The organism is Pseudomonas sp. GW821-FHT09E12 (genome assembly GCF_059416085.1).
In genome coordinates this window covers 208,611-231,187 of the sequence record NZ_JBWKOM010000001.1, presented here as the reverse complement: position 1 = coordinate 231,187, position 22,577 = coordinate 208,611, and the positions used below count along the sequence as shown (strand labels likewise).

Below are 22,577 nucleotides of genomic sequence, written 5' to 3'. Positions count from 1 at the left end.
CCGCCATTCTGGGAAGTGCGCGGGCCGCTCACACTCCGCTGCTTGCGCTCGAATTCGTCACAGGTTCTAGGAGCAGGGACTTACAGCGCCTTGCTCACGCTGACATCGCTGATGACGTCGTCGGTCTGGCCATGCAGGGCTTCCAGCGCGGCCTTGGCTTCTTCCTGAGTGCCGCTTTCCAGCTGGGCGAACTCGAAACGGCGCTCGCCGTTGAGTTTGTATTTGATGACGTACTTGGTCGTTTGGGCCACGGTGATACCTGTTGGTCGCGGGCTGGGGCGGGGTTCAGCGCAGTTTCGAGCTGGACCGGCGGATGATCTTGATCGAGTGGGTCAGGTTCGGCTTGCGGGTAACGCTGATGGGCCGGCGGTTGACGGTGTCGATGGTGATATTCCAGAAGCCGGTGCTCGGCGCGGTGATCTTGGCCGGGAACTTGTCGAACGCACCGCCATGATAGGTGTGACGTCCGCCGTTCTTGAAGCTTCGGAAGTTGGCGTCGTTCATCAGGCGGATGTTGCAGACCTGGGAGCATTCGATGACGACGATATCGTCTTCGTTGAGGTGCTCGCGCTGGTGGATAAATTTCATGGGCGCCTCCAGAAGGGCTTTTGCTACAAAATCAAAACGATGGCGCAGTTTATCAGGCCGCGGCAGGCGGCTTTGACAATTTAAAACAGTTATTTGCCGATTATTTAGGATAAATCTGACTGATCCGGAGAAAAATGCCATTTCTGCGGTCGGACGGTCTTTATTGGAGGAAATGTATGAAGTGGGGTGTGTTGATTCTGGCCTTGGCGATCAGTGGCTGTGCGACGGTCTCGGATATTAACCAGACATTGCCCACCCTGAACGTGATTTCAGGGAAAAAGCCGCAGGAGTACGCCAAGTGCGTCAGCGACAAACTGGCTGACAGCCGTGGCCAGTTGCAGGTCGAACCGCATAAGGACGGCATGCGCATTATCGTTCCGCAGAAAGTCTCGTCGGGCCCGAGCGCGGTATTCGATATCGAGGAGCGTTCCGGCGGTAGCAGCATCAAGCTGCATGAAAGCATGTCCAATGTGCCCATGCGTCCGGGCGATATCCGCAAGGCGGCGGAGGACTGCATTTCCGGCTAATAGCCAAGCGATTTTTCAACAGCCCGCCCTGGCCCGGATTTCCGTGGCGAGGGCGGGTTTTTTTGTGCCCGGTGGCAAGGCAGGCCCGGCTGGTTTCGCGTTGTAGCCAAAGGTCTATTGGCCTACTCTTTGTAGGCTTATATAAAATAAGCCTAAGAATATAACTAGAAAAATGGAGTTCGCCATGATCCCCGTGGATCGAATACTGCTGAGCAGCCTGATGCTGTTTTTTGTCGCCAATGCCCAGGCCGTGGATGGGCAGAAAGTCTTTACCCAGGGTGGAGCGCAGCCCGGTGCCACGGCGTGCCTGGCCTGTCATGGTGGCGATGGCCTGGGCCTGGCGGCCGCCGGGTTTCCGCGCCTGGCGGGATTGTCGGCGGGTTACCTGCGCAAGCAGCTGGAAGATTTTCGCAGCGGTGCGCGCAGCAACCCGGTCATGCAGCCACTGGCCAAGGCCCTGAGCGATGACGAGATAGACGCGGTCAGCCAGACCCTGGCGGCCATGCCGGCTGCGACGCCAGCGCCGATCAACCGCAGTTCCCTGGCTGAAGGCGTGGGTGCGAGGCTGGCCTTGCGCGGCGCCTGGGAGCGGCAGGTTCCGGAGTGCGTGACCTGTCATGGGCCGGGTGGCGTGGGCGTGGGAGACGCCTTTCCGCCGTTGGCCGGGCAACCCGCGGCGTACCTCGCCGGGCAATTGAATGCCTGGCGCGACGGCACGCGCCGCAACGATCCGAACGACCTGATGGGACACATCGCCAAGGCCCTGAGCCCCGAGGAAATCACGGCGGTGGCCGATTATTTCGCCAAGGTCGGCAGTCAGTTGGCCAAGGCCGATAACCAGGAGTCCAAGCCATGAAGCGTGATCTTCTATTGGGCTTTTCCCTCGCCTTGCTGACGGCCCAGGCTTATGGCGCCGCGGTCGCCATGGAGGACCAATCACAGTTGCGGGAGCCGGCGGTGAACGCTGCCCATCCCGGGTATTTCCAGCCACCGGCGGAGAGCGAGCTACCGGACAATGCCTACGGCAAGATGGTCCGCGACGGTTATGCGCTGTTCGTCGATACCAAGCGCCTGGCGCCGAAGTTCGTCGGCAATGGGCTCAATTGCAGCAACTGCCACCTGGATCAGGGGCGGCTGGCCAACTCCGCGCCGCTGTGGGGCGCCTATCCGATGTACCCGGCGTACCGCAAGAAGAACAACAAGGTGAACACCTACGCCGAACGTTTGCAGGGCTGCTTCCAGTTCAGCATGAACGGCACGCCGCCGGCCGCCGACAGCTACGAGATCACTGCGTTGTCGGTGTATTCCTACTGGCTGGCGAGCAAGGCGCCGATCGCTGTCGAGTTGCCCGGGCGGGGTTACCCCGAGGTGCCGCAGCCGGCCCAGGGCTACGACCTGGCCCGTGGCGAGCAGGTATACCGGGCGCAATGCGCGGTTTGCCATGGCGATAACGGCCAGGGCCAGAAGGTCGGCGCGGACTATGTCATGCCGCCGCTCTGGGGCAAGGACTCCTATAACTGGGGCGCGGGCATGCACCGGATCAACACGGCCGCGTCCTTTATCAAATACAACATGCCCCTGGGCAAGGCCGGCAGCTTGAGCGACCAGCAGGCCTGGGACGTGGCGGCGTTCGTCAACCGCCATGAACGACCACAGGACCCACGCCTGGTGGAGGGCTCCATCGAGAAGACCCGGCTCAAGTTCCACGCCAACGACGGGGTCAATCTGTATGGCCAGACGGTAGATGGCGTGCTGATTGGCCAGGGCATCCGATAAACTGTCGGCCATTGTCAAAGATGCCGTCGAAACCCAGGTTTCGGCGGCATCGTTTTTTGGGAGAAAGCATGAAGCGCGAAACAGTCCGGGAGAGGCATGCAGAGGGGCATATCTCTGCGACCCATGTGATTCAGAATCCGGCGAATTCCGGGGAATGGATCGTATTCTTCAAGAAAAGCGCGGGGCGCAGCTATTTTCTGGTGGATGACAACGATGAAGTCGAGTCATTCGACCGACTGGACGACCTGATCGAAACCATTCGCAACCTGGGCATCAAGTTTGCCGAGATTCATATGTAGGCCGTGTGCCTGCTATTTGCAGACCACCACCACGCTGCGGCTTTTGTAGTTGCCAACGTCCGCCCCCAGGGTCTTGTCGCTTTCCTTGAGCGACGGCGTGCCGTCGGTGCCAATGATCCGATAGCCGGTCCCGGCACAGGAGGCGTCGGCCTTTTCATAGCAGCTGGCCCAGGAGCTGGCTTCGCCGGAGCAATCGATGCTCAGGCCTTGCTCGCCGTTTTCCAGGTAGGTATCGGAAACGGTGGCGCATCCGCTCAGGGCCAGTACCGCGGTCAGTGCCAGAAGTTTGTGCATGGGTGTGGTCGTCGTCGAGAAGTTTGAGCCCCGGGGGAGGGCTGGACACCCTTGGCGAGCGTCTGGGACGAGATGCTATAGCGAACCGCCACTGCGGTATAGATCGGCATGAAAAAGCCCTGCGCGGGGCAGGGCTCTTCAGTGCGGAGGCGGTCTCAGGACTTGGGACTGCGACGTGCCGACGCATGGCCTGCGGAATCCTCGAACACCGATGCCACTTCGACCGCCATCGCTTCGCTGGCGAAAGGTCCGGCGACGTTCTCGCCCTGGGCGCTGACCAACCACCACTGGCCGTCTTTCAACTGCTTGATCTGGTAACCGTTTACGCTTTTTGTTGCCGACATCTATCTGCCTCGTTGGCGGGATTCAAGGGCGCCATGATAGCGGTAAACGAGTTCCTGTAAGAGGGTGGGCAAGGGCGGGGCGCAGAAAATTCAGGCTTTGCAGCCAGATGGCGGTTTACGGCGCGGGCTATCTGTACGATGCTGCAAGGCCGTGTTTGCAAGCCTGTTCGAAACTATGTGCGGAGCGCGCAGCTATGTGCAGAACAAGGTGGGGAGCTATGTGGGGAACTATCCGCGGCAATATTTCTCTTAGATGGCAGCGGTTAGCCACTGCGACCCATTGTAAGGCGCACGCGGCCTGATTAGACTGCGCCGAAATTCGTACGTACAGCCCTTTTAAGGACTCATATGATCAAGAAATGCTTGTTCCCAGCAGCCGGTTACGGTACTCGCTTCCTGCCAGCGACTAAAGCCATGCCTAAAGAAATGCTGCCGGTGGTGAACAAGCCACTGATCCAGTACGGCGTTGAAGAAGCACTGGATGCCGGTCTGAACGAAATCTCCATCGTCACCGGTCGCGGCAAACGCGCCCTGGAAGACCACTTCGACATCAGCTACGAGCTGGAAAACCAGATCAAGGGCACCGACAAGGAAAAATACCTGGTCGGTATCCGCCGTCTGCTGGACGAGTGCTCGTTCTCCTACACCCGCCAGACCGAAATGAAAGGCCTGGGTCACGCGATCCTGACCGGCCGTCCGCTGATCGGTGACGAGCCGTTCGCCGTGGTGCTGGCGGACGACCTGTGCGTCAACCTCGAAGGTGACGGCGTGCTGAAGCAGATGGTCAAGCTGTACAAGCAGTACCGCTGCACCATCGTCGCGATCATGGAAGTCGACCCGCAAGAAACCAGCAAGTACGGGGTGATTGCCGGCGACCTGATCGGCGATGACCTGTACCGCGTACGCAACATGGTTGAGAAGCCGAAGCCGGAAGATGCGCCGTCGAACCTGGCGATCATCGGTCGCTACATCATGACCCCGGACATCTTCAAGCTGATCGAAGAAACCGAGCCAGGCAAGGGTGGCGAGATCCAGATCACCGACGCCCTGATGAAGCAGGCCCAGGACGGCTGCGTGATTGCCTACAAGTTCAAGGGCAAGCGTTTCGACTGCGGTGGCGCCGAAGGTTACATCGACGCGACCAACTTCTGCTTCGAGAACTTCTACAAGACTGGCAAGGCTTACTGATAGCCCGCTTGATCCTTGTACTGAAAAGCCACCTTCGGGTGGCTTTTTCGTTTTATGCCCCTATGTAAATCCTCTAGCGCTGACCGGATACGCATCTGCGGTTATGCTGTCAGCCTGCCTGGGAGAGTGAAATGGCCTACGATTTTGATCTTTATGTAATTGGCGCCGGTTCCGGCGGTGTGCGTTCGGCGCGGTTCGCCGCGGGTTTTGGCGCGAAAGTCGCGGTCGCCGAAAGCCGCTATCTGGGCGGTACCTGTGTCAACGTTGGCTGCGTGCCGAAAAAACTGCTGGTGTACGGCGCCCACTTCGCCGAAGACTTCGAGCAGTCCGCAGGCTTCGGCTGGACCTTGGGCGAGGCCGATTTCGACTGGGCCACGCTGATCGCCAACAAGGATCGCGAGATCAATCGCCTGAACGGCATCTATCGCAATCTGCTGCTCAACAGTGGCGTGACCCTGCACGAAGGCCACGCCAGGCTGATCGACCCGCATCAGGTGGAGGTCAATGGCCAGCGCTACACAGCCAGGCACATCCTGATCGCCACCGGCGGCTGGCCGCAGATCCCGGACATTCCGGGGCGCGAACACGCCATCAGCTCCAACGAGGCGTTTTTCCTCAAGGAACTGCCCAAGCGCATCCTGGTGGTGGGCGGCGGTTATATCGCGGTGGAGTTCGCCGGGATCTTCCATGGCCTGGGCGCGGATACCAAGTTGCTGTATCGCGGCGAGCTGTTCCTGCGTGGTTTCGATGGTGCGGTGCGCAAGCACTTGCAGGAAGAGCTGACCAAGCGTGGGCTCGACCTGCAGTTCAATGCCGATATCGAGCGCATCGAAAAGCAGGCCGACGGGAGCCTGAAGGTCACGCTCAAGGATGGTCGCGAGCTGGCCACCGATTGCGTGTTCTACGCCACCGGCCGGCGGCCGATGCTCGACAACCTGGGGCTGGAAAATACCGGGGTGAAGCTCGACAAGCGTGGCTTCATCGAGGTCGATGAGCAGTACCAGAGCGCCGAGCCGTCGATCCTGGCGATTGGCGATGTGATCGGGCGCGTGCAGTTGACGCCGGTGGCCCTGGCCGAAGGCATGGCTGTGGCGCGGCGTTTGTTCAAACCGGAACAGTATCGCCCGGTGGACTACAACATGATCCCGACCGCGGTGTTCAGCCTGCCGAATATCGGCACCGTTGGTCTGACCGAAGAGCAGGCGCGGGAAGCCGGGCACAAGGTGCAGATCTTCGAAAGCCGCTTCCGGCCGATGAAGCTGACCCTGACCGAGTGCCAGGAGCGCACGCTGATGAAGCTGGTGGTGGATGCCGAGACCGACAAGGTGCTGGGCTGCCATATGGTCGGCCCCGACGCCGGCGAGATTGTCCAGGGCCTGGCGATTGCCTTGAAGGCCGGCGCCACCAAGCGTGACTTCGACGAAACCATCGGGGTGCACCCGACGGCCGCCGAAGAGTTCGTCACCATGCGCACGCCGGTCGCCGGTTAAGCTTGCTCTGGCGGCTCCGGCCGCTGCTCTTCTGTTTCTGGCTGCGCCTCGGTCTTCGCGGCGGCAGCCAGTTGCAGAGCCTCCAGGCTGGCCTCGGCCTTGGCGGCGCGTAGTTCCAGTTGTCGATTGTCCTGCAACTGCTGCTCCAGGTTCTGCTTGAACTCATGACTTTCCAGCAAGGCGACGCGCAGACGTTCCTGGAGGAGGGTGTGTTCGCTGTTCAGGCGAGTGGATTGCTCCAGCAACTGGCCAAGCTTGCTGTCGGTTTTCTGTACCTGCTCCTGTGCCTGGCGCAACTCTTTCTGGGTGGCGCGTTGCTCGCTGGTCAGGCGTTCGTTGTCGCGGTGCAGTTGGGTGATCTCGTCCTGGCGCACCAATGCGCTTTGCTGGGCCTGGCGCAGTTCCTGTTGCGCTTGCTGCAGCTGGCCTTCATGGCGGCGCTGGTCCTGCTCGCGCTGCTCCTTGACCGCGCTGCGGTAATGCTCGAGGGCGTCCCGGGCGTGCAGGTGCTTTTCTTCCAGTGAACGAATCTGCTCATCCTTGTCTTTCAGGCGCAATTCGAAGTCGGCCAGGGCCTGGTTCAGTCCGGCATTGCGCGTCTGTTCGCTCTGCAGGATGGAGCGGGTTTCCTGCAGCAGCGTGCTTTCGCTGGCCAGGGCTGCAGCCTGGGTCTGCAGTTGCTGCCGCAACTGGGCCTGTGCCTGCTCGGACGCGGCCTGCTGCGCCGCCAGTTCCTGGTTCATTTCCTCCACTTGCGCCTGGGCCTGCGCCACGGGCTCCTGAGCCTGTTCGCGCAGGCGCTGGGCCATGCGCTGGATCAGTTCCGTCAGTTCTTCTTCCAGGGCTTCCTGTGGCGCGGCGCGGCGGGCTTCGCTTTGCTCCAGCTCCTTCAGGTAGCGGTGAATGGTGGTTTTCGAGCCGGTATTGCCCATTTCGATGCGCACCGCATCGATGCTGGGGTGTTCGCCGCGAGCGAGGATTGCCGAACGGGCGATTTGCACTACCGCCTTGTTAACGCCGCCACGAGCCATGGGATCTCCTACGATTACGTACTTTTTTACGTGGTATGTATAAAGTGTAATTTTACAATAAAATCAAAGATAAATATTCGAATTATTGACATGGGATATACTGGTATTACCCCGTGTCATGACCAGAGCGCCCTGTTGCACCCCGCCATTTCCGTACGCAAGACGAGTCGAGCAAGCCATGAGTGATCTGGATCGTTATCTGCACGCCGCGACCCGCGACAACACCCGACGCAGTTACCGGGCAGCCATCGAACATTTCGAGGTGACCTGGGGCGGGTTCCTGCCGGCGACCAGCGACAGCGTGGCGCGTTATCTGGCGGCGTATGCGGGGGAGCTGTCGATCAACACCCTGAAGTTGCGGCTCTCGGCCTTGGCGCAGTGGCACAACAGCCAGGGTTTCGCCGACCCGACCAAGGCCCCGGTGGTGCGCCAGGTGTTCAAGGGCATTCGTGCGCTGCACCCGGCGCAGGAGAAACAGGCCGAGCCTTTGCAGTTGCAGCATCTGGAGCAGGTAATCGCCTGGCTGGAGCAGGAAGCCACCCAGGCCCGGCTCGAGGACAACCAGCCGGCGTTGCTGCGGGCGCGGCGTGACAGCGCGCTGATTCTCCTGGGGTTCTGGCGCGGCTTTCGCAGCGACGAGTTGTGCCGGCTACGGATCGAGCATGTGCAGGCGGTGGCGGGCTCCGGCATCAGCCTGTATCTGCCCCGCAGCAAGAGCGACCGTGACAACCTCGGCAAGACCTGGCACACCCCGGCGTTGCGTCGGCTGTGCCCGGTCCAGGCCTATATCGAGTGGATCAGCGTCGCCGCCCTGGTGCGTGGCCCGGTGTTTCGTGGCATCGACCGCTGGGGCCATCTGAGCGAGGAGGGCCTGCACGCCAACAGTGTGATTCCGTTATTGCGCCAGGCGCTGGAGCGCGCCGGGGTCGCCGCCGAGCAATACACCAGCCACTCCCTGCGCCGCGGTTTTGCCACCTGGGCCCATCGCAGCGGCTGGGACCTCAAGTCGCTGATGAGCTATGTCGGCTGGAAGGACATCAAGTCGGCCATGCGTTACGTCGAGGCCAGCCCGTTTCTCGGCATGGCCCTGACCCAGGAAAAGCCGGTCGGCGAGTAAATACGCATTTCTTCTATTAATACTGCGCGCTAATAGCCAAACCTAATCAGCAGCATCAGCTTTGCCAATGAGCCTTGGCTGGGAGCATTGGTTAGGATTCTCCCCATCAAGTTTTCAACCCAAGTTTTTACCCACTGATGGAGAATCACCGATGCCTATCATCAACAGCCAAGTCAAACCGTTCAAAGCAACCGCCTTCAAGAATGGCGAGTTCATCGAAGTGTCGGACGCCACCCTGAAAGGCAAATGGTCCGTCGTGTTCTTCTACCCGGCTGACTTCACCTTCGTTTGCCCAACCGAGCTGGAAGACCTGGCAGACAACTACGCCGAATTCCAGAAACTGGGCGTGGAAATCTACAGCGTTTCGACCGATACCCACTTTGCTCACGCTGCCTGGCACAACACTTCGCCAGCCATCGGCAAGATCCGCTACACCATGATCGGCGACCCGACCCTGGCCATCTCGCGCAACTTCGACGTGCTGATCGAAGAAGCCGGTCTGGCTGACCGTGGCACCTTCGTGATCAACCCTGAAGGCCAGATCAAGATCGTTGAAATCAACGACGGCGGTGTCGGTCGTGACGCTTCCGAGCTGCTGCGCAAGATCAAGGCCGCTCAATACGTCGCTGCCCACCCAGGCGAAGTCTGCCCAGCCAAGTGGAAAGAAGGCGAGGCTACCCTGGCTCCTTCCCTGGACCTGGTCGGCAAGATCTAAGCCTGTGACTCGCTACAGCAGGGCGGACCGCCGCACCTAAGTCAGCTGCACCGCCCTCAAGAACGCCCGGGCGAGATTCGCTCGGGCGTTTTTTTTCGATCTGAATAAAAGGAAATCGCCCGTATGTTGGACGCCAATCTTAAAGCCCAGTTGAAGTCATACCTGGAACGGGTCACCCAGCCGATCGAGATCGTTGCCTCTCTCGACGACGGTGCGAAATCCCAGGAAATGCTCGAATTGCTGAAAGACGTTGCCAGTCTTTCCAGCCAGATTACCTTGCTCGACAACGGTAGCGATGTTCGTAAACCATCGTTCTCGATCAATCGCCCGGGAAGCGACATCAGCCTGCGTTTCGCCGGCATCCCCATGGGCCACGAATTCACTTCTCTGGTGCTGGCCTTGCTGCAAGTCGGCGGCCACCCCTCGAAAGCCAGTGTCGAAGTGATCGAACAGATCCGCGCCCTCAAAGGCGAGTTCAACTTCGAGACTTACTTCTCGCTGTCCTGCCAGAACTGCCCGGACGTGGTCCAGGCGCTGAACCTGATGGCGGTGCTGAACCCAAACATCCGTCACGTCGCCATCGACGGCGCGTTGTTCCAGGACGAAGTCAACGATCGCAAGATCATGGCGGTCCCCAGTGTCTACCTCAATGGCGTGAACTTCGGCCAGGGCCGCATGGGCCTGGAAGAGATCCTCGGCAAGCTCGACACCGGGGCCAGCGAGAAACAGGCGGAAAAAATCAGTGCCAAGGACGCCTTCGACGTCCTGGTGGTCGGCGGTGGCCCGGCCGGTGCGTCGGCGGCGATCTACGCGGCCCGCAAAGGCATCCGTACCGGTGTCGCGGCCGAGCGTTTCGGCGGCCAGGTGTTGGACACCATGGCCATCGAGAACTTCGTCTCGGTCCAGGAAACCGAAGGGCCGAAACTGGCCAGCGCCCTGGAAGAGCACGTTCGCCAGTACGACGTCGACATCATGAACCTGCAGCGTGCCAGCGCGCTGGTGCCGGCCAAGGAAGTCGGCGGCCTGCACGAAGTGCGTTTCGAAAGCGGCGCGAGCCTCAAGGCCAAGTCGCTGATCCTGGCCACCGGTGCCCGTTGGCGCGAAATGGGTGTGCCCGGCGAGCAGGAATACAAGGCCAAGGGCGTGTGCTTCTGCCCGCACTGCGACGGTCCGCTGTTCAAGGGCAAGCGCGTGGCGGTGATCGGTGGCGGTAACTCCGGCGTCGAAGCGGCCATCGACCTGGCGGGTATCGTCAGCCACGTGACCCTGCTGGAGTTCGACAGCAAGTTGCGCGCCGATGCCGTGCTGCAACGCAAGCTGTACAGCCTGGCGAACGTCAACGTGATCACCAGTGCGCTGACCAGCGAAGTCAAGGGTGACGGCCAGAAGGTCACCGGCCTGGTGTACAAGGACCGCGATTCGGGCGAGTTCAACACCGTCGACCTGGAAGGCATCTTCGTGCAGATCGGTTTGCTGCCGAACACCGACTGGCTCAAGGGCACCGTCGAGCTGTCGCCCCGTGGCGAGATCATTGTCGATGCCCGTGGCGAGACTTCGCTGCCTGGCGTGTTTGCCGCCGGTGACGTGACCACCGTGCCGTACAAGCAGATCGTGATCGCGGTAGGCGAGGGCGCCAAGGCCTCGCTGAGCGCCTTCGACCACCTGATCCGCACCTCCGCGCCGGCCTGAGCCGACCGCGGAAAAAACAAAACCCCATGAGCCTTGGCTCATGGGGTTTTTTGTTGGTGGCTTCTGTAGGAGCGAAGCTTGCTCGCGATCAAGGATGACGCGCTGGATCAGCCAAGTCGCTGCCTACCGTGGGCGCGTCCCGCTCCCGCAGGAAGCGCGAGTTACAGCGGTGCCGGCTGGATGATTTCAACCCAGTAGCCGTCCGGGTCCTTGATAAAGGCCAGGCTCTTCATGCGGCCGTCGTTCAGGCGCTTCTGGAAATCGCAGCCCAGGGCTTCGAAGCGCTCGCAGGCGGCGACGATATCCGGCACCGAAATGCAGATATGGCCAAAGCCGCGCGGGTCGGTGTTGCCGTTGTGATAGGCGAAGTCCGCATCGTTCTCGGTGCCGTGGTTGTGGGTCAACTCGAGGATGCCGGGGATCGACTTCATCCACTCGGTACGGGCCGCGGCGTCGGCGGGGATCTGCGCCTTGTCCACCAGGGCGAGGAAGTACAGGCTGAATTCGGCTTCGGGGAAGTCGCGTTTTTCCACCAGCGAGAAACCCAGGACCCGGGTGTAGAAGTCCAGGGACCTGGTGATGTCCTTGACCCGCAGCATGGTGTGGTTGAACACGAAGTTGGCGGTGGCGGTGTCAGGCTGGGCGGTTACGCCGGGGAAAGTATTGAGTTCGTGCAGGCTCATGGGCCCTCCGGAAAAGAAGTGGGCAAGAACACTCATGCTAATGAGCCCCTTGGCTTGCAGGGCTTCGGGCGTCCTTGCGGTCGGGTAATGATACGCAAGAGCGGCAAGGCGCACCAAACACAAAGCTACGAATCTGTTGCTCGATACTCGTGCCAGCCTCAGACTTCAAGGCTCGTCCCTTACGTGTTCATGACCATGCGCTTATCGTTCAAAACCCTGTGTCTGCTTGCACCCTGGCTTCTGGTTCCGGCCCTGGCCGAGGCGGCGGACCCGGTGATCACCTGGCCCAGCGGCTGGCAGATCGAAGAGTTGCCACAGGCGCAAGAACAACCGGCCAAGGTATTCCGCCAGCGCGCGGTGAAGAACGATGCCGGCGGCACGCCGCTGATGGTCATGGAGTTGACCATGACTCAAGTTGAAAGCGGACATCAGGTCAATCTGCAGGCGGTCTTGCTGGAAATGCGCAAGTCGGTGCAGAAGGACTTCGGGCGCGGCGGTTATCAAAGTGTATGCACGCGTATTCATGACACGACATTGAGTCGTCTGGTGGCGCTGGAAACCACTTGCACCATTACCGAAAACGGCCGTCATGTGTTGTCGCAAACACTGGTGGCGGCTGTCGATGGCGATAAGGCCTATGTTTTGTCTTATGCCGGACAGGCTGCGATTTATGCCGAAAGCCAAGAGGAAATCCGCGGGGTGCGAAGTAGCCTGAAACTTTAGTGGAGGGGGGCGATTGTCCTACGTCGATCGGCGTGGTTCGCGCCTTTGAACTAAGTACAAAGTTGTAGGATCAAGCAGGGGGATTGGTAGGCAGGTGCAGTTCCGACTGGGTGTTTATGGCCGCTCAGGCAATCTATGGGCCGCAACTTATTCGATTTCGAAACAAAGAGCCTTGGCTTAAAGGTAAAGACCCTGCATTGGCAGGGTCTTTTATATACATCGGTTGCTTAACCGCGCAGCCAGGAATCTACAGTGGCGGCGCCGTACTGTTCTTTCCAGGCTTTAAGGCCACGGTGATTGCCGCCCTTGGTTTCGATCAACTCGCCGGTGTGCGGGTTCTGGTAAACCTTGACCACGCGTGCACGACGGGTTTTCGGCGCGCCCGAGAGCGGCAGAGCGGATTTGCCCGGATTAGGATCGAGAATGGCGATAATGTCGCGCAGGCTTTTGCCGTAGGTCTTCATCAGGCCCTGGAGCTTTTCTTCGAACTCGATTTCTTTCTTGAGTCCGGCGTCGTTCTTCAGGGATTCCAGCTGGGCGAGCTGTTCTTGAAGGGCCTTTTCTGCTGCACGAAATTCAGCGAGTCTGGACAATATCTTTACTCCAATAGTGTATTTGGCTGATACCAACCGCAAACAAAGCTATAAGCCAAGAGCCTTAGAACGACTCGATTATAATGGCCCACCTGTGAATCTTGTACAGGCTTGAAAAATTGTAGTAGTTAATCTGGCGCAAGTAAATCACGTCGTTGTTGATGCACGCAATTTGTCATCTTCTGATTCAAATTGGTGCGCGAAACAATTACCGAGTTCAATAAATCTTCATGAAAAATGGCTATTTAGTGGCGCGCCAGTGCTTGTAGGAATTCTTCCCCGGGCATTGGCCTGCCGAATAAGTAGCCCTGCAGGAAGTCGACGCCGTGGGCGGCCAGATAGTCCTGTTGTTCCACTGTTTCCACGCCCTCGGCGACTATCCCCAGTTCGAGCTTGCCCGAGAGTTCGATGATGCTGTCGAGTATGTGCCGGGACAGGGCGTCGACTCCAATCATGGCCACGAAGCTCTGATCGATCTTCAGGTAATCGACATTGAACTTGCGCAAGTAACCCAGGCTTGAATGGCCGGTACCGAAGTCGTCGATGGCGATCATTACCCTCAACTTGTGCAGTTCCTCGAACAGGCTGTGGGTGATCGCGGTCGGTTCTATCAGTTCGCGTTCGGTCAGTTCCAGGACCAGCTTCACCTTGCCCGGCGGGAACATGCCGAGAAACTGCCGGCAATCCTCCAGCAACTCCAGGTCCTGGCAATGGCTGGCGGTGATATTGATGCCGATATGAAAGTCGTCGATGAAGGTATGGGCGTGAGGCGCCAGCAGCAGGGCGGTCTGCTGCATCAGCGAACGGGTCATGGGCACGATCAGGCCGGAATGCTCGGCAAAGGGAATGAACAGGTCCGGACGCACCAGGCCTTCCCGGGGATGTTTCCAGCGCATCAGCACTTCGATGCCGGCCCACTGTTTCGTGTCGCCGCGCACCACGGGCTGGAAGTACGGAATGAACTCCGCCGCTTCCAGGGCGCGCTGCAGTTCATGGCTGGGCGACGACGAGCGTTTTTGCAGCCAGTGGCCAAGGGCCGCCGCCAGCACCCCGAAGAAGATCAGCAGGCTGAACAGGGCAGGGTACTGGGACTTCATGTAGAGCCAGATATCGCCTTCGGGGAACCCCACATTGACGCTGTAGGGGTAGCGCGAAGAGGCCATCTGATAAGGGGTGACCGGAGGCGGCGGAGCGATGGATTCATGGACCTGGCCATCGTCGGCCAGCCAGTAGGGGCCGACTTGCAGTTGCAGTTCGGCAAAGCGGCTGATCAGGCGCAAGGCGTTGCTCAGGTGATAGCCGTCGATGGTGGCCAGGACCGCGCGTTCACCCTCTTGCAGGCGATAGACCAGCAGCGCGGTGTTGGGCGTGACCTGGTTGCCGTCCATCAACCACAACTTGCCGTCGACATAGTCCGCCGGGTCCAGTAGGAACGAGGATGGGCCGAGCAGCGAGCTGCAGTAATTGTCATTGCGCCACACCAGATTGGTCGAGCGCACGAACGGGCGGCGGGTCACCTGTTCGCGCAGGGCCAGTTGCCGGAAGTCGTCGCAGGGCTGGCCGACTTGCGCCATCAGTGCCCGGGCGGCGAGGTCGGCGTTATCGAGCATCAGGTCGAACTGGCGGATCGCTTCCTCGGCAGTCTGCTGGCTGCTGTGAGTCAGCGCGCGTTCGGCCTGCATATAAAGGATCGCCACGCCCAGCACCACCGGCAGCAAGCCGATCAGCAGGGTTCGCAGGTTGCGGGTGGAGCGTTTCAACGGGCCTTTGGCGGTCAATGGCATGGAGGAAAAACCTGTGGCGAAGTGGGGGCCAGAGAACGCTCAAAAGCCGCTGGGCGGTATGGCGGCAGGTCCGGCGGCATCCGGTCCATGGGCATGATAGACGGCGCCTCCGGGTTGCGCTCAGTCACCGCGATACAGACTCCGTGCCTGCTCGATAAAGGCCAGGGTCGCTGGTGACGATTGCCGCCGGTCCAGCACCGCCAGCCCTACCTGGCGCCGGGCGGGAGGTGACAGCGGCTTGATCAGGTAGCGCGGGTCGCTGGCCTCGGGCAGCGACAATTGTGCGACCAGGGTCAGGGCCTCGCCGCGGGCCACGGTCTCCAGGGTGCTGAGCAGTTGCGAGCTGCGATAGCGGATGTTGGGGCTGAGCCTGGCCGCGAGGAACAGCCGGGAAACCAGTTCGGCGGAACCGGCCTCGGTGAGGATGAACGGGTCGTCGCACAGCTCGGCGAGACTCACCGAGTCCTTGCTGGCCAGCCCATGCTGGCTGGGGATCAGCGCCACCATCTGGTCTTCCACCAGGGCGAAGCAATCGAAGCGTTCCTGGGGCAGTACCACGAAACCGACATCAATGCGCCGTTCCTCCAGCCATTGCAGTACCTGGCGGTCGGGCCCCTCGTCGATGTGCACCTCGATACCGGGATGGGCCTGGCGGTAACGCTGGAGGATTGCCGGCAGCAGTTTCATCGACGAAGTCGGGCCGAACGAGCCGATGCGCAAGGTGCCGCGTTTCATGCCGCGGGCATCGGCGGCTTCCTGTTCCATGGTGGCGGCCAGGCCGAGGATGGCGCGGGCCCGCAGCAACAATTGCTGGCCGATATCGGTGAGCTCCACCAGCGACTGATGTCGGCGGATCAGCTCGACCCCCAACTCCTGCTCCAGGGACTTGAGCGCGTGGGACACCGCGGATTGGCTGATGCCCAGCCGGCTGGCGGCGCTGGTGAAACCGCGGAGCTCGGCCACCAGGGAGAAGATCTGCAGTTGGCTCAGGGTCATGAGTAAAAGCTCATTTTACGATGATCGGGCATTAGCCGAAGAATACCCGAACCTTCCTTTATCCGCGCCTCGGGGCCTTATGAAAACTGTCGATCAAACCTGTGCCGGGCCTTCCGATTGGCCGGTGTATTGCAAACTGGCGGCGGTCACCATGATCTGGGGCGGCACCTTCGTCGCCGGGCGCCTGCTGGCCGGCACCCTGGAGCCTTTGCTGGCCGCCAGCCTGCGTTTTCTCCTGGCCAGCCTGGCCTTGCTACTGTTCATGGCGATCGCCCGGATTGCCATGGTGCGCCCGAGCCTGGCGCAGTTCGCCCAGCTGGCACTGCTGGGTTTTTTCGGGATCTTTTTCTACAACCTGTGTTTCTTCGAGGGCCTGCAGTCGATCAATGCCTCGCGTGCCTCGTTGATCGTCGCCCTCAATCCGGCGGTGATCGCCCTGGCATCCTGGGCGCTGTTCAAGGAGCGCTTGAGTGGCGCCAAGCTGTTCGGCATTGCCTTGTGCCTGGGGGGAGCGGGGGTGGTGATCCTTAGCCGCGACCCGGGGGCCTTCTCCAGCGGGCCGGGCAGTTGGCGCGGGGACCTGCTGATTTTCGGCTGCGTGCTGGGCTGGGGCGTCTATTCGTTGTTTTCGCGCACCCTGAACCAGACCCTGGGCCCCTTGCAGACCGTGACCTATTCGATCCTGCTGGGCACGGCAATGCTCTGCAGCACCGCGGCCCTGCGCGGCGAGGTACGGTTCGAAGCGCTGTCGAGCCTGACCCTGGAGCAGGGCCTGAGCCTGCTGTACCTCGGCGTGCTGGGCTCGGCCCTGGCGTATATCTGGTATTACGACGGCCTGCGCAAGATCGGCGCGACCCGCTCGGGGGTGTTTATCGCGCTCAATCCGCTGACCGCGGTGATCCTTGGCGCGCTGCTGCTGGACGAGCGTCTGAGCCTGGCCATGTGCCTGGGCGGCGGGTTGATCCTGTGGGGCATTTACCAGTGCAACAAACCCCTTGCGAGCCTGGAAAAAAAGCGGATTTTATAGAGAGTGCGGACAAATAGTTTTACGCTGTGTAGAATCTGGTTACGCATACAATAATAAAGTCTTCTGGCAGCAGAAGCCTCGCCCCCCAGCCGGTAAGACAAGGGTCGACATGAAGATTCTCGGGTTTCAACTGATTTACGGTGACTTCCTCGCGCGCAGCGTGCGGGGCATCTCTTGCGCGCCACCTGCCTGCCTCAGCATTGCTAGCAACTAACGATCCGTTAATTCCAAGCTATTGATTCTAAAAGCATGATGAGGCGCCAACCATGGCAGATATCTTCGAAAACCCGATGGGCCTGATGGGCTTTGAATTCATCGAATTCGCATCGCCTACCCCCAATACCCTCGAGCCGATCTTCGAGATCATGGGTTTCAGCAAAGTCGCGACCCACCGCTCCAAAGACGTGCACCTGTATCGCCAGGGCGCGATCAACCTGATCCTCAACAACGAGCCTCACAGCGTCGCTTCGTACTTCGCCGCCGAGCACGGTCCGTCGGTGTGCGGCATGGCGTTCCGCGTCAAGGATTCGCAAAAGGCCTACAAGCGTGCCCTGGAGCTCGGTGCCCAGCCGATCCACATCGAAACCGGCCCGATGGAGCTGAACCTGCCGGCGATCAAAGGCATCGGCGGCGCGCCGCTGTACCTGATCGACCGCTTCGGCGAAGGCAGCTCGATCTATGACATCGACTTCGTGTTCCTGGAAGGCGTCGACCGTCATCCAAAAGGCGCCGGCCTGAAGATCATCGACCACCTGACCCACAACGTGTACCGCGGGCGCATGGCTTACTGGGCCGGCTTCTACGAGAAGCTGTTCAACTTCCGCGAGATCCGTTACTTCGACATCAAGGGCGAATACACCGGCCTGACCTCCAAGGCCATGACCGCGCCCGATGGCATGATCCGCATCCCGCTGAACGAAGAGTCGTCCAAGGGCGCCGGGCAGATCGAAGAGTTCCTGATGCAGTTCAACGGCGAGGGCATCCAGCACGTGGCCTTCCTCACCGACGACCTGATCAAGACCTGGGATCAGTTGAAGAAGATCGGCATGCGCTTCATGACCGCGCCACCGGATACCTACTACGAAATGCTCGAAGGCCGCCTGCCGAACCACGGCGAGCCGGTGAACGAGCTGCAGTCGCGGGGCATCCTGCTGGACGGTTCCTCGGAAGAGGGCGACAAGCGCCTGCTGCTGCAGATCTTCTCGGAAACCCTGATGGGCCCGGTGTTCTTCGAATTCATCCAGCGTAAAGGCGACGATGGTTTCGGCGAAGGCAACTTCAAGGCACTGTTCGAATCGATCGAGCGCGACCAGGTCCGTCGTGGCGTGCTGTCCACCGACTAAGTCGCATCCTGCCTGACAATCGAGCCCGGTCGGGGAATTCTCGACCGGGCTTTTTCTTGCCTGTCGGTTGGCGATTGTGAATGTGTTAATGTTCGGCCTTTGTGGCGCTCCGCGTCGCCATCCAGCCCTGTGAACGACCCGCACATGACCAACCCAAGACCTTCCCTGACATTGACCCTGCTCCAGGCCCGCGAAGCGGCCATGGCGTTTTTTCGCCCATCCCTCAACCAGCACGACCTGACCGAGCAGCAGTGGCGGGTGATCCGCATCCTGCGCCAGAACGGCGAACTGGAAAGTCATCAACTGGCGAAAATGGCCTGCATCCTGCCGCCGAGCATGACCGGCGTGCTGACCCGCCTGGAGCGCGACGAATACGTCAGCCGGCGCAAATCCCCCGAGGACCAGCGCCGGCTGTTCATCACCCTGACGGAAAAGGGCGAGGCCTGTTTCGAGTCCATGAGCGGCGACATGGAAATCAACTACCAGCGCATCCAGCAGCAGTTCGGCGAGGAGAAGATGCAGGCCTTGCTGGCCCTGCTCAACGAACTGAAGCAGATCAAACCCTGACCCATCTTCCGTAGGAGCGAGGCTTGCCCGCGATGCCGACAACTCGGAGCAACAGGTGATCCGGGTCGCATTCATCGCGAGTAAGCTTCGCTCCTACAACAGCAACAGCCGCGTCAGCTTCTGCGCTGACGCATCAAGTGCTTGAACCCCTCGTACACCAGCACCAGCACCGCCAGCCAGATCGGCAGGTAGGTCAGCCATTCCCCAGCCTTGATGCTTTCCCCCAGCAGCAGGGCCACGGCCAGCAGCAACACCGGTTCGACATAGCTCAACAAGCCGAACAGGCTGAAGGGCAGCAGGCGGCTGGCGATGATATAGGCCACCAGCGCCGAAGCACTGATCAACCCCAGCAACGGAATCAGCAGGTACAGCCAGGGGTGTTGATCGACCACGGCAAAACCCTGCTCGCCGCCTTGCACGAACCACAGCGCGATCGGCAGCAGCAGGGCCATATCGAGCCACAGGCCGCCCAGGTTGTCGGCGGCCAGGCGTTTGCGTAGCACGAAATAGACGGGATAACCGATGGCCACCACGAGCGTCGCCCAGGAAAAACTGCCCACCTGATATAGCTCGTTGAGCACCCCCAGGGTCGCCAGGCCGGCGGCGATCTTTTGCAGCCGCGACAGCTGTTCGCCATAGACGATGCGCCCGGTCAGGACCATGGTCAGCGGCAACAAAAAATACCCCAGCGACACATCCAGGCTGTAGCCATTCAACGGTGCCCACATGAACAGCCACAGCTGCACCCCGAGCAGCGCCGCGGACAGCGGCAGCGCCAGCAGCAGAAGCGGTTGGCCCAGCAGTCTCTTGAGGATCGCGCCGACATGCCGCCATTCGCCGCTCACCAGCATGAATACCGTCATGCATGGGGCGGTAAGCAGCATGCGCCAGCCGAAAATCTCCACCCCGGTCAGCGGGGCCAGCAAGGAGGTGTAGAAATACATGACGGCAAACAGCACCGACGCCAAGACCGATAGAGCAATACCTTTAGACAAGCTGTCCTCGTGTGACCTGAACCAGGCAAATGGGATGGAGGGAAAAACTGCGGGGAATATAGAGGGTTTGGCGCGAGACGTTTACTCGGATTTATCGCAAGTTACGGGAAAATATCCCGTTTGCCGCCACTGACCGGCAGCGCGGCAGCAGGTGGCCCGCGGAAGGGGCCACCGCTGTGGGGGAGGTCAGCGTGGCGTGCGTCCGGAGACGAAGTGGCTGACGTCGTTGAAGCCCGGGGTCGAGGCATGCCCCGGGGTGACCAGCGAGTCGATGAAGGCTTCATCCTCGGCGCTGATCTTCACGTCCAGCGCCTTGGTGTAGGTGTCCCACTGTTCCTCGGTGCGCGGGCCGACGATTGCTGAGCTGACCGCGGCATTGTTCAGCACCCAGGCGATGGCGAACTCGACCATACCGACCCCGCGGCCCTGGGTGTACTGCTGGATCTGCTGGGCGATGCGCAGCGACTCGACGCGCCATTCGGTTTCCAGGATGCGTTTGTCCTGGCGCCCGGCGCGGCTGTTGCTGTCGGGGGCGGCATCCGGCGCGTACTTGCCGCTGAGCACGCCACGGGCCAGCGGGCTGTAGGGCACCACGCCGAGCCCGTAGGCCTGGGCCGCGGTGATCTGTTCGGTCTCGGCCTGGCGGTTGACGATGTTGTACAGCGGTTGGCTGATCACCGGCCGGTCGACGCCGAGCCGGTCGGCGACGCGGATCACCTCGGCGATGCGCCAGCCGCGGTAGTTGGACAGGCCCCAGTAGCGGATCTTGCCCTGGCGCAGCAGGTCGCCGATGGCCGACACCGTGACTTCCAGCGGCGTGTTGTGGTCTTCGCGGTGCAGGTAGTAGATGTCGATGTAATCGGTGCCCAGGCGGGTCAGGCTGGCGTCGATGCCATTGAACATGTGCTTGCGGCTCAGGCCGCTGCGGTTGGGCACGCCATCGACGGGGCCGAAGCCGACCTTGGTCGCCAGCACCCATTGGTCACGCTGGCTGGCGATGGCTTCGCCGACGATCTCTTCGGAGCGGCCGCTGGTGTAGACGTCGGCGGTGTCGATGAAATTGATGCCCTGGTCCCAGGCCTTGTCGATGATGCGCAGGGAGTCCTCGGTACTGGTCTGTTCGCCGAACATCATGGTGCCGAGGGTCAGGGGGGACACGTGCAGCCCGGAATGGCCGAGGATGCGATAGCTCATGTACGAAATCCTTGTGCGTGAGGTAAGGCCGGCGCGACAACGGCCAGCGACCGGTCATGGGACGCCCATCAAATACCAGAACGGGCGTAGGGGGCAATCTGAATTATCCGGCCAGCAGCTGGCAGCGGGCCTGCAAAAAGCGTTGCAGCACCTTCACCCGTTCCGAGACCTGCAAACGGTGCGGGCACAGCAGGTTGAGCGGCACGCTTTCGCCTTGCCAGTCGCCGAGCAGGGGCACCAGGCGCCCGGCGCGGATATCGCTGGCCACATCCAGCCAGGCCTTGTAAGCGATGCCATGGCCGGCCAGGGCCCAGCGCCGCGCCACTTCGCCGTCGTCGCTGAGGTAGTCGCCGCGCACCTGGACCTCCTGCACCTCGCCGTCGCGGCTGAAATGCCAGCTGTTGTAGGGGCGACCGTTGCGCAGATAGATCAGGGCACTGTGCTCGCCCAGTTCGGCGGGTGTCTGCGGGGTACCGTGGCGCGCCAGGTAATCGGGGCTGGCACAAGCCAGCCGGTGATGCCGGGGCAGGATCGGCAGGGCCACCAGGCTGGAATCGCTGGGCACGCCGAAGCGCAGGGCGACGTCGACGGTCTCGCGGAACAGGTCGTTGTGCCGGTCGTTGAGCAACAGTTGCAGGCGGATATGCGGGTGTTCGCGCTTGAAGTCGTCCAGCCAGGGCAGCAGCAGGTTGCGCCCGAAGTCCGACGGCGCCGCCAGTTGCAGCACGCCGCTGAGGCCCTGGCTCTGTTGCTTCAACGCCTGTTCGCCCTCCGCCAGGGCCGCCAGCGCCACGCGCACGCTGTCCAGGTAGCGCCGGCCTTCTTCGGTAAGGCGCATGCTGCGGGTCGAACGCGCCAGCAAGCGCATGCCCAGGCGGGTTTCCAGGCGCTTGAGGGCGATGCTGGCGGCGGCGGGGGTCAATTCCAGGCTGCGGGCGGCGGCGGAAATGCTGCCGGAATCGGCGGTACGGACGAAGACTTCAAGGTCGAGAATCGAGCTCATTGCTAAAAATCCTTTAAAGATCTTTGCGTTTTACCGGGATTTTTCCTCGATTATCAAGCTGAGAATATGCAGTCACTTCCATCGCACCAGGGTGACCCCATGAAAACGCTCAGTACGTTCTTGCCGGATCGCACCGCCGTCATCGGTGGCGGAGGTGTGTCATGACCTGGCACTTCGACCATCTGGCCTTCAACACCGCCGAGGGCGATGCCTTGCAGCAGGCATTCCAGGCCCTGCTCGGGCTGCAGGCTGGACGGCGCCCGCCGTTTCCCTTTCCCGGACGCTGGTTGTACCAGGACGGGCAGGCGCTGGTGCATGTGATCGAACAACCGACCTTCGCCGAGACCGCGCTCAGCCATATCGCCTTCAGGACCGAGGAGGATGCCGCTCAGGTATTGCAGAGGGTCCAGGCCAGCGGCCTGCCGCATCAGGTGGCGCAAGTACCGCAGGACGGCACCTGGCAGATTTTCGTGCAGATACCGGGTGGCCTGGTGCTGGAACTGGATGCACCGGCGAGCCCCGACCTGCATCCGGGGTATCGCTATGCGGCGGATGGCGGCGCGCCGGCCTGAAACATGGCCGCGCCAATACGGGGGGCGCAAGCATCCGTC

The 22,577-nt window shown here is 61.1% G+C and carries 26 protein-coding genes; 14 read left to right on the top strand and 12 right to left on the bottom strand.

The features are described from left to right. Positions 1–80: 80 nt before the first annotated feature. Entirely contained in the window at positions 81–251 is a 171-nt protein-coding gene (locus AC07PQ_RS00975; RefSeq protein ID WP_007921734.1) for a hypothetical protein, read from the bottom strand. Between the two features lie 34 nt (positions 252–285). After that, positions 286–588, bottom strand: coding sequence for a DUF1883 domain-containing protein (locus tag AC07PQ_RS00970; protein WP_007921735.1), 303 nt, complete (start codon positions 586–588; stop codon positions 286–288). A gap of 176 nt (positions 589–764) precedes the next feature. Between AC07PQ_RS00970 and AC07PQ_RS00965 the strand changes: the two genes are divergently transcribed. The 4 genes from AC07PQ_RS00965 to AC07PQ_RS00950 all read left to right on the top strand — a co-directional run bounded on the left by AC07PQ_RS00965 (position 765) and on the right by AC07PQ_RS00950 (position 3,190). Next, positions 765–1,115 carry a hypothetical protein gene (locus tag AC07PQ_RS00965; RefSeq protein ID WP_007921736.1) on the top strand — a complete coding sequence of 117 codons (351 nt, stop codon included), beginning with the start codon at positions 765–767 and terminating at the stop codon, positions 1,113–1,115. 184 nt (positions 1,116–1,299) lie between these two features. Continuing rightward, positions 1,300–1,971 (top strand): c-type cytochrome, encoded by a 672-nt coding sequence (locus tag AC07PQ_RS00960; RefSeq protein ID WP_007921737.1) that lies wholly within the window; start codon positions 1,300–1,302, stop codon positions 1,969–1,971. Next, on the top strand, positions 1,968–2,891 hold the full coding sequence (locus AC07PQ_RS00955; RefSeq protein ID WP_007921738.1) for a c-type cytochrome: 924 nt from the start codon (positions 1,968–1,970) through the stop codon (positions 2,889–2,891). Before AC07PQ_RS00960 ends, AC07PQ_RS00955 begins: the two co-directional genes overlap by 4 nt. Before the next feature lie 68 nt (positions 2,892–2,959). Then, positions 2,960–3,190 carry a hypothetical protein gene (locus AC07PQ_RS00950; protein WP_007921740.1) on the top strand — a complete coding sequence of 77 codons (231 nt, stop codon included), beginning with the start codon at positions 2,960–2,962 and terminating at the stop codon, positions 3,188–3,190. Positions 3,191–3,202: 12 nt separating this feature from the next. Here AC07PQ_RS00950 and AC07PQ_RS00945 read toward each other — a convergent pair whose 3' ends face one another. Next, a complete protein-coding gene (locus AC07PQ_RS00945) occupies positions 3,203–3,484 on the bottom strand; it encodes a hypothetical protein (RefSeq protein ID WP_007921741.1) in 282 nt (93 codons plus the stop codon). Positions 3,485–3,639: 155 nt separating this feature from the next. Further along, positions 3,640–3,828 (bottom strand): hypothetical protein, encoded by a 189-nt coding sequence (locus AC07PQ_RS00940; RefSeq protein ID WP_007921742.1) that lies wholly within the window; start codon positions 3,826–3,828, stop codon positions 3,640–3,642. Positions 3,829–4,176: 348 nt separating this feature from the next. On the opposite strand from AC07PQ_RS00940, the gene galU reads away from it, so the two are divergent. Further along, positions 4,177–5,016 (top strand): UTP--glucose-1-phosphate uridylyltransferase GalU, encoded by an 840-nt coding sequence (gene galU / locus AC07PQ_RS00935; RefSeq protein WP_007921743.1) that lies wholly within the window; start codon positions 4,177–4,179, stop codon positions 5,014–5,016. Between the two features lie 131 nt (positions 5,017–5,147). Continuing rightward, positions 5,148–6,506 carry a glutathione-disulfide reductase gene (gorA, locus tag AC07PQ_RS00930; RefSeq protein ID WP_007921744.1) on the top strand — a complete coding sequence of 453 codons (1,359 nt, stop codon included), beginning with the start codon at positions 5,148–5,150 and terminating at the stop codon, positions 6,504–6,506. Here gorA and AC07PQ_RS00925 read toward each other — a convergent pair. Then, the gene (locus tag AC07PQ_RS00925; protein ID WP_101338209.1) at positions 6,503–7,537 is read right to left on the bottom strand and encodes a DNA-binding protein; all 1,035 of its coding nucleotides are present in this window, start codon (positions 7,535–7,537) and stop codon (positions 6,503–6,505) included. The two genes, gorA and AC07PQ_RS00925, sit on opposite strands and share 4 nt — an antisense overlap. 178 nt (positions 7,538–7,715) lie before the next feature. On the opposite strand from AC07PQ_RS00925, the gene AC07PQ_RS00920 reads away from it, so the two are divergent. From AC07PQ_RS00920 to ahpF, 3 genes are all read left to right on the top strand, one after another. Then, on the top strand, positions 7,716–8,654 hold the full coding sequence (locus AC07PQ_RS00920; protein ID WP_493184749.1) for a site-specific integrase: 939 nt from the start codon (positions 7,716–7,718) through the stop codon (positions 8,652–8,654). Between the two features lie 151 nt (positions 8,655–8,805). Continuing rightward, positions 8,806–9,369, top strand: coding sequence for an alkyl hydroperoxide reductase subunit C (gene ahpC, locus AC07PQ_RS00915; protein WP_007921754.1), 564 nt, complete (start codon positions 8,806–8,808; stop codon positions 9,367–9,369). Between the two features lie 123 nt (positions 9,370–9,492). Next, entirely contained in the window at positions 9,493–11,058 is a 1,566-nt protein-coding gene (gene ahpF / locus AC07PQ_RS00910) for an alkyl hydroperoxide reductase subunit F (protein ID WP_007921755.1), read from the top strand. 161 nt (positions 11,059–11,219) lie between these two features. Here the strand turns inward: ahpF and gloA are convergent, their stop codons facing one another. Next, positions 11,220–11,741 carry a lactoylglutathione lyase gene (gene gloA, locus AC07PQ_RS00905; RefSeq protein WP_007921757.1) on the bottom strand — a complete coding sequence of 174 codons (522 nt, stop codon included), beginning with the start codon at positions 11,739–11,741 and terminating at the stop codon, positions 11,220–11,222. Positions 11,742–11,936: 195 nt separating this feature from the next. Here gloA and AC07PQ_RS00900 point away from each other — a divergent pair, with 195 nt between their 5' ends. Then, positions 11,937–12,464 (top strand): DUF4946 domain-containing protein, encoded by a 528-nt coding sequence (locus tag AC07PQ_RS00900; RefSeq protein WP_087091159.1) that lies wholly within the window; start codon positions 11,937–11,939, stop codon positions 12,462–12,464. A 227-nt stretch (positions 12,465–12,691) separates the two neighbouring features. Here the strand turns inward: AC07PQ_RS00900 and AC07PQ_RS00895 are convergent, their stop codons facing one another. The 3 genes from AC07PQ_RS00895 to AC07PQ_RS00885 form a co-directional block, all read right to left on the bottom strand. Beyond that, the gene (locus AC07PQ_RS00895) at positions 12,692–13,057 is read right to left on the bottom strand and encodes a histone-like nucleoid-structuring protein, MvaT/MvaU family (protein WP_007921761.1); all 366 of its coding nucleotides are present in this window, start codon (positions 13,055–13,057) and stop codon (positions 12,692–12,694) included. 245 nt (positions 13,058–13,302) lie between these two features. Continuing rightward, positions 13,303–14,841 (bottom strand): EAL domain-containing protein, encoded by a 1,539-nt coding sequence (locus AC07PQ_RS00890; protein WP_007921763.1) that lies wholly within the window; start codon positions 14,839–14,841, stop codon positions 13,303–13,305. A 120-nt stretch (positions 14,842–14,961) separates the two neighbouring features. Then, on the bottom strand, positions 14,962–15,837 hold the full coding sequence (locus tag AC07PQ_RS00885; RefSeq protein ID WP_007921766.1) for a LysR family transcriptional regulator: 876 nt from the start codon (positions 15,835–15,837) through the stop codon (positions 14,962–14,964). A gap of 79 nt (positions 15,838–15,916) precedes the next feature. Between AC07PQ_RS00885 and AC07PQ_RS00880 the strand changes: the two genes are divergently transcribed. The 3 genes from AC07PQ_RS00880 to hpaR all read left to right on the top strand — a co-directional run bounded on the left by AC07PQ_RS00880 (position 15,917) and on the right by hpaR (position 18,774). Then, on the top strand, positions 15,917–16,864 hold the full coding sequence (locus AC07PQ_RS00880) for a DMT family transporter (protein ID WP_007921768.1): 948 nt from the start codon (positions 15,917–15,919) through the stop codon (positions 16,862–16,864). Between the two features lie 266 nt (positions 16,865–17,130). Continuing rightward, on the top strand, positions 17,131–18,207 hold the full coding sequence (hppD, locus tag AC07PQ_RS00875; protein ID WP_007921770.1) for a 4-hydroxyphenylpyruvate dioxygenase: 1,077 nt from the start codon (positions 17,131–17,133) through the stop codon (positions 18,205–18,207). 144 nt (positions 18,208–18,351) lie between these two features. Continuing rightward, positions 18,352–18,774, top strand: coding sequence for a homoprotocatechuate degradation operon regulator HpaR (gene hpaR, locus AC07PQ_RS00870; RefSeq protein WP_007921772.1), 423 nt, complete (start codon positions 18,352–18,354; stop codon positions 18,772–18,774). A 113-nt stretch (positions 18,775–18,887) separates the two neighbouring features. On the opposite strand, the gene rarD is transcribed toward hpaR, so the two are convergent. From rarD to AC07PQ_RS00855, 3 genes are all read right to left on the bottom strand, one after another. Next, positions 18,888–19,769 carry an EamA family transporter RarD gene (gene rarD / locus AC07PQ_RS00865; RefSeq protein WP_009044210.1) on the bottom strand — a complete coding sequence of 294 codons (882 nt, stop codon included), beginning with the start codon at positions 19,767–19,769 and terminating at the stop codon, positions 18,888–18,890. 186 nt (positions 19,770–19,955) lie between these two features. Further along, the gene (locus AC07PQ_RS00860) at positions 19,956–20,963 is read right to left on the bottom strand and encodes an aldo/keto reductase (protein ID WP_493184750.1); all 1,008 of its coding nucleotides are present in this window, start codon (positions 20,961–20,963) and stop codon (positions 19,956–19,958) included. Between the two features lie 103 nt (positions 20,964–21,066). After that, positions 21,067–21,966 carry a LysR family transcriptional regulator gene (locus tag AC07PQ_RS00855; protein WP_493184751.1) on the bottom strand — a complete coding sequence of 300 codons (900 nt, stop codon included), beginning with the start codon at positions 21,964–21,966 and terminating at the stop codon, positions 21,067–21,069. 161 nt (positions 21,967–22,127) lie between these two features. On the opposite strand from AC07PQ_RS00855, the gene AC07PQ_RS00850 reads away from it, so the two are divergent. Continuing rightward, positions 22,128–22,538 carry a VOC family protein gene (locus AC07PQ_RS00850; protein WP_493184752.1) on the top strand — a complete coding sequence of 137 codons (411 nt, stop codon included), beginning with the start codon at positions 22,128–22,130 and terminating at the stop codon, positions 22,536–22,538. Positions 22,539–22,577: the final 39 nt, after the last annotated feature.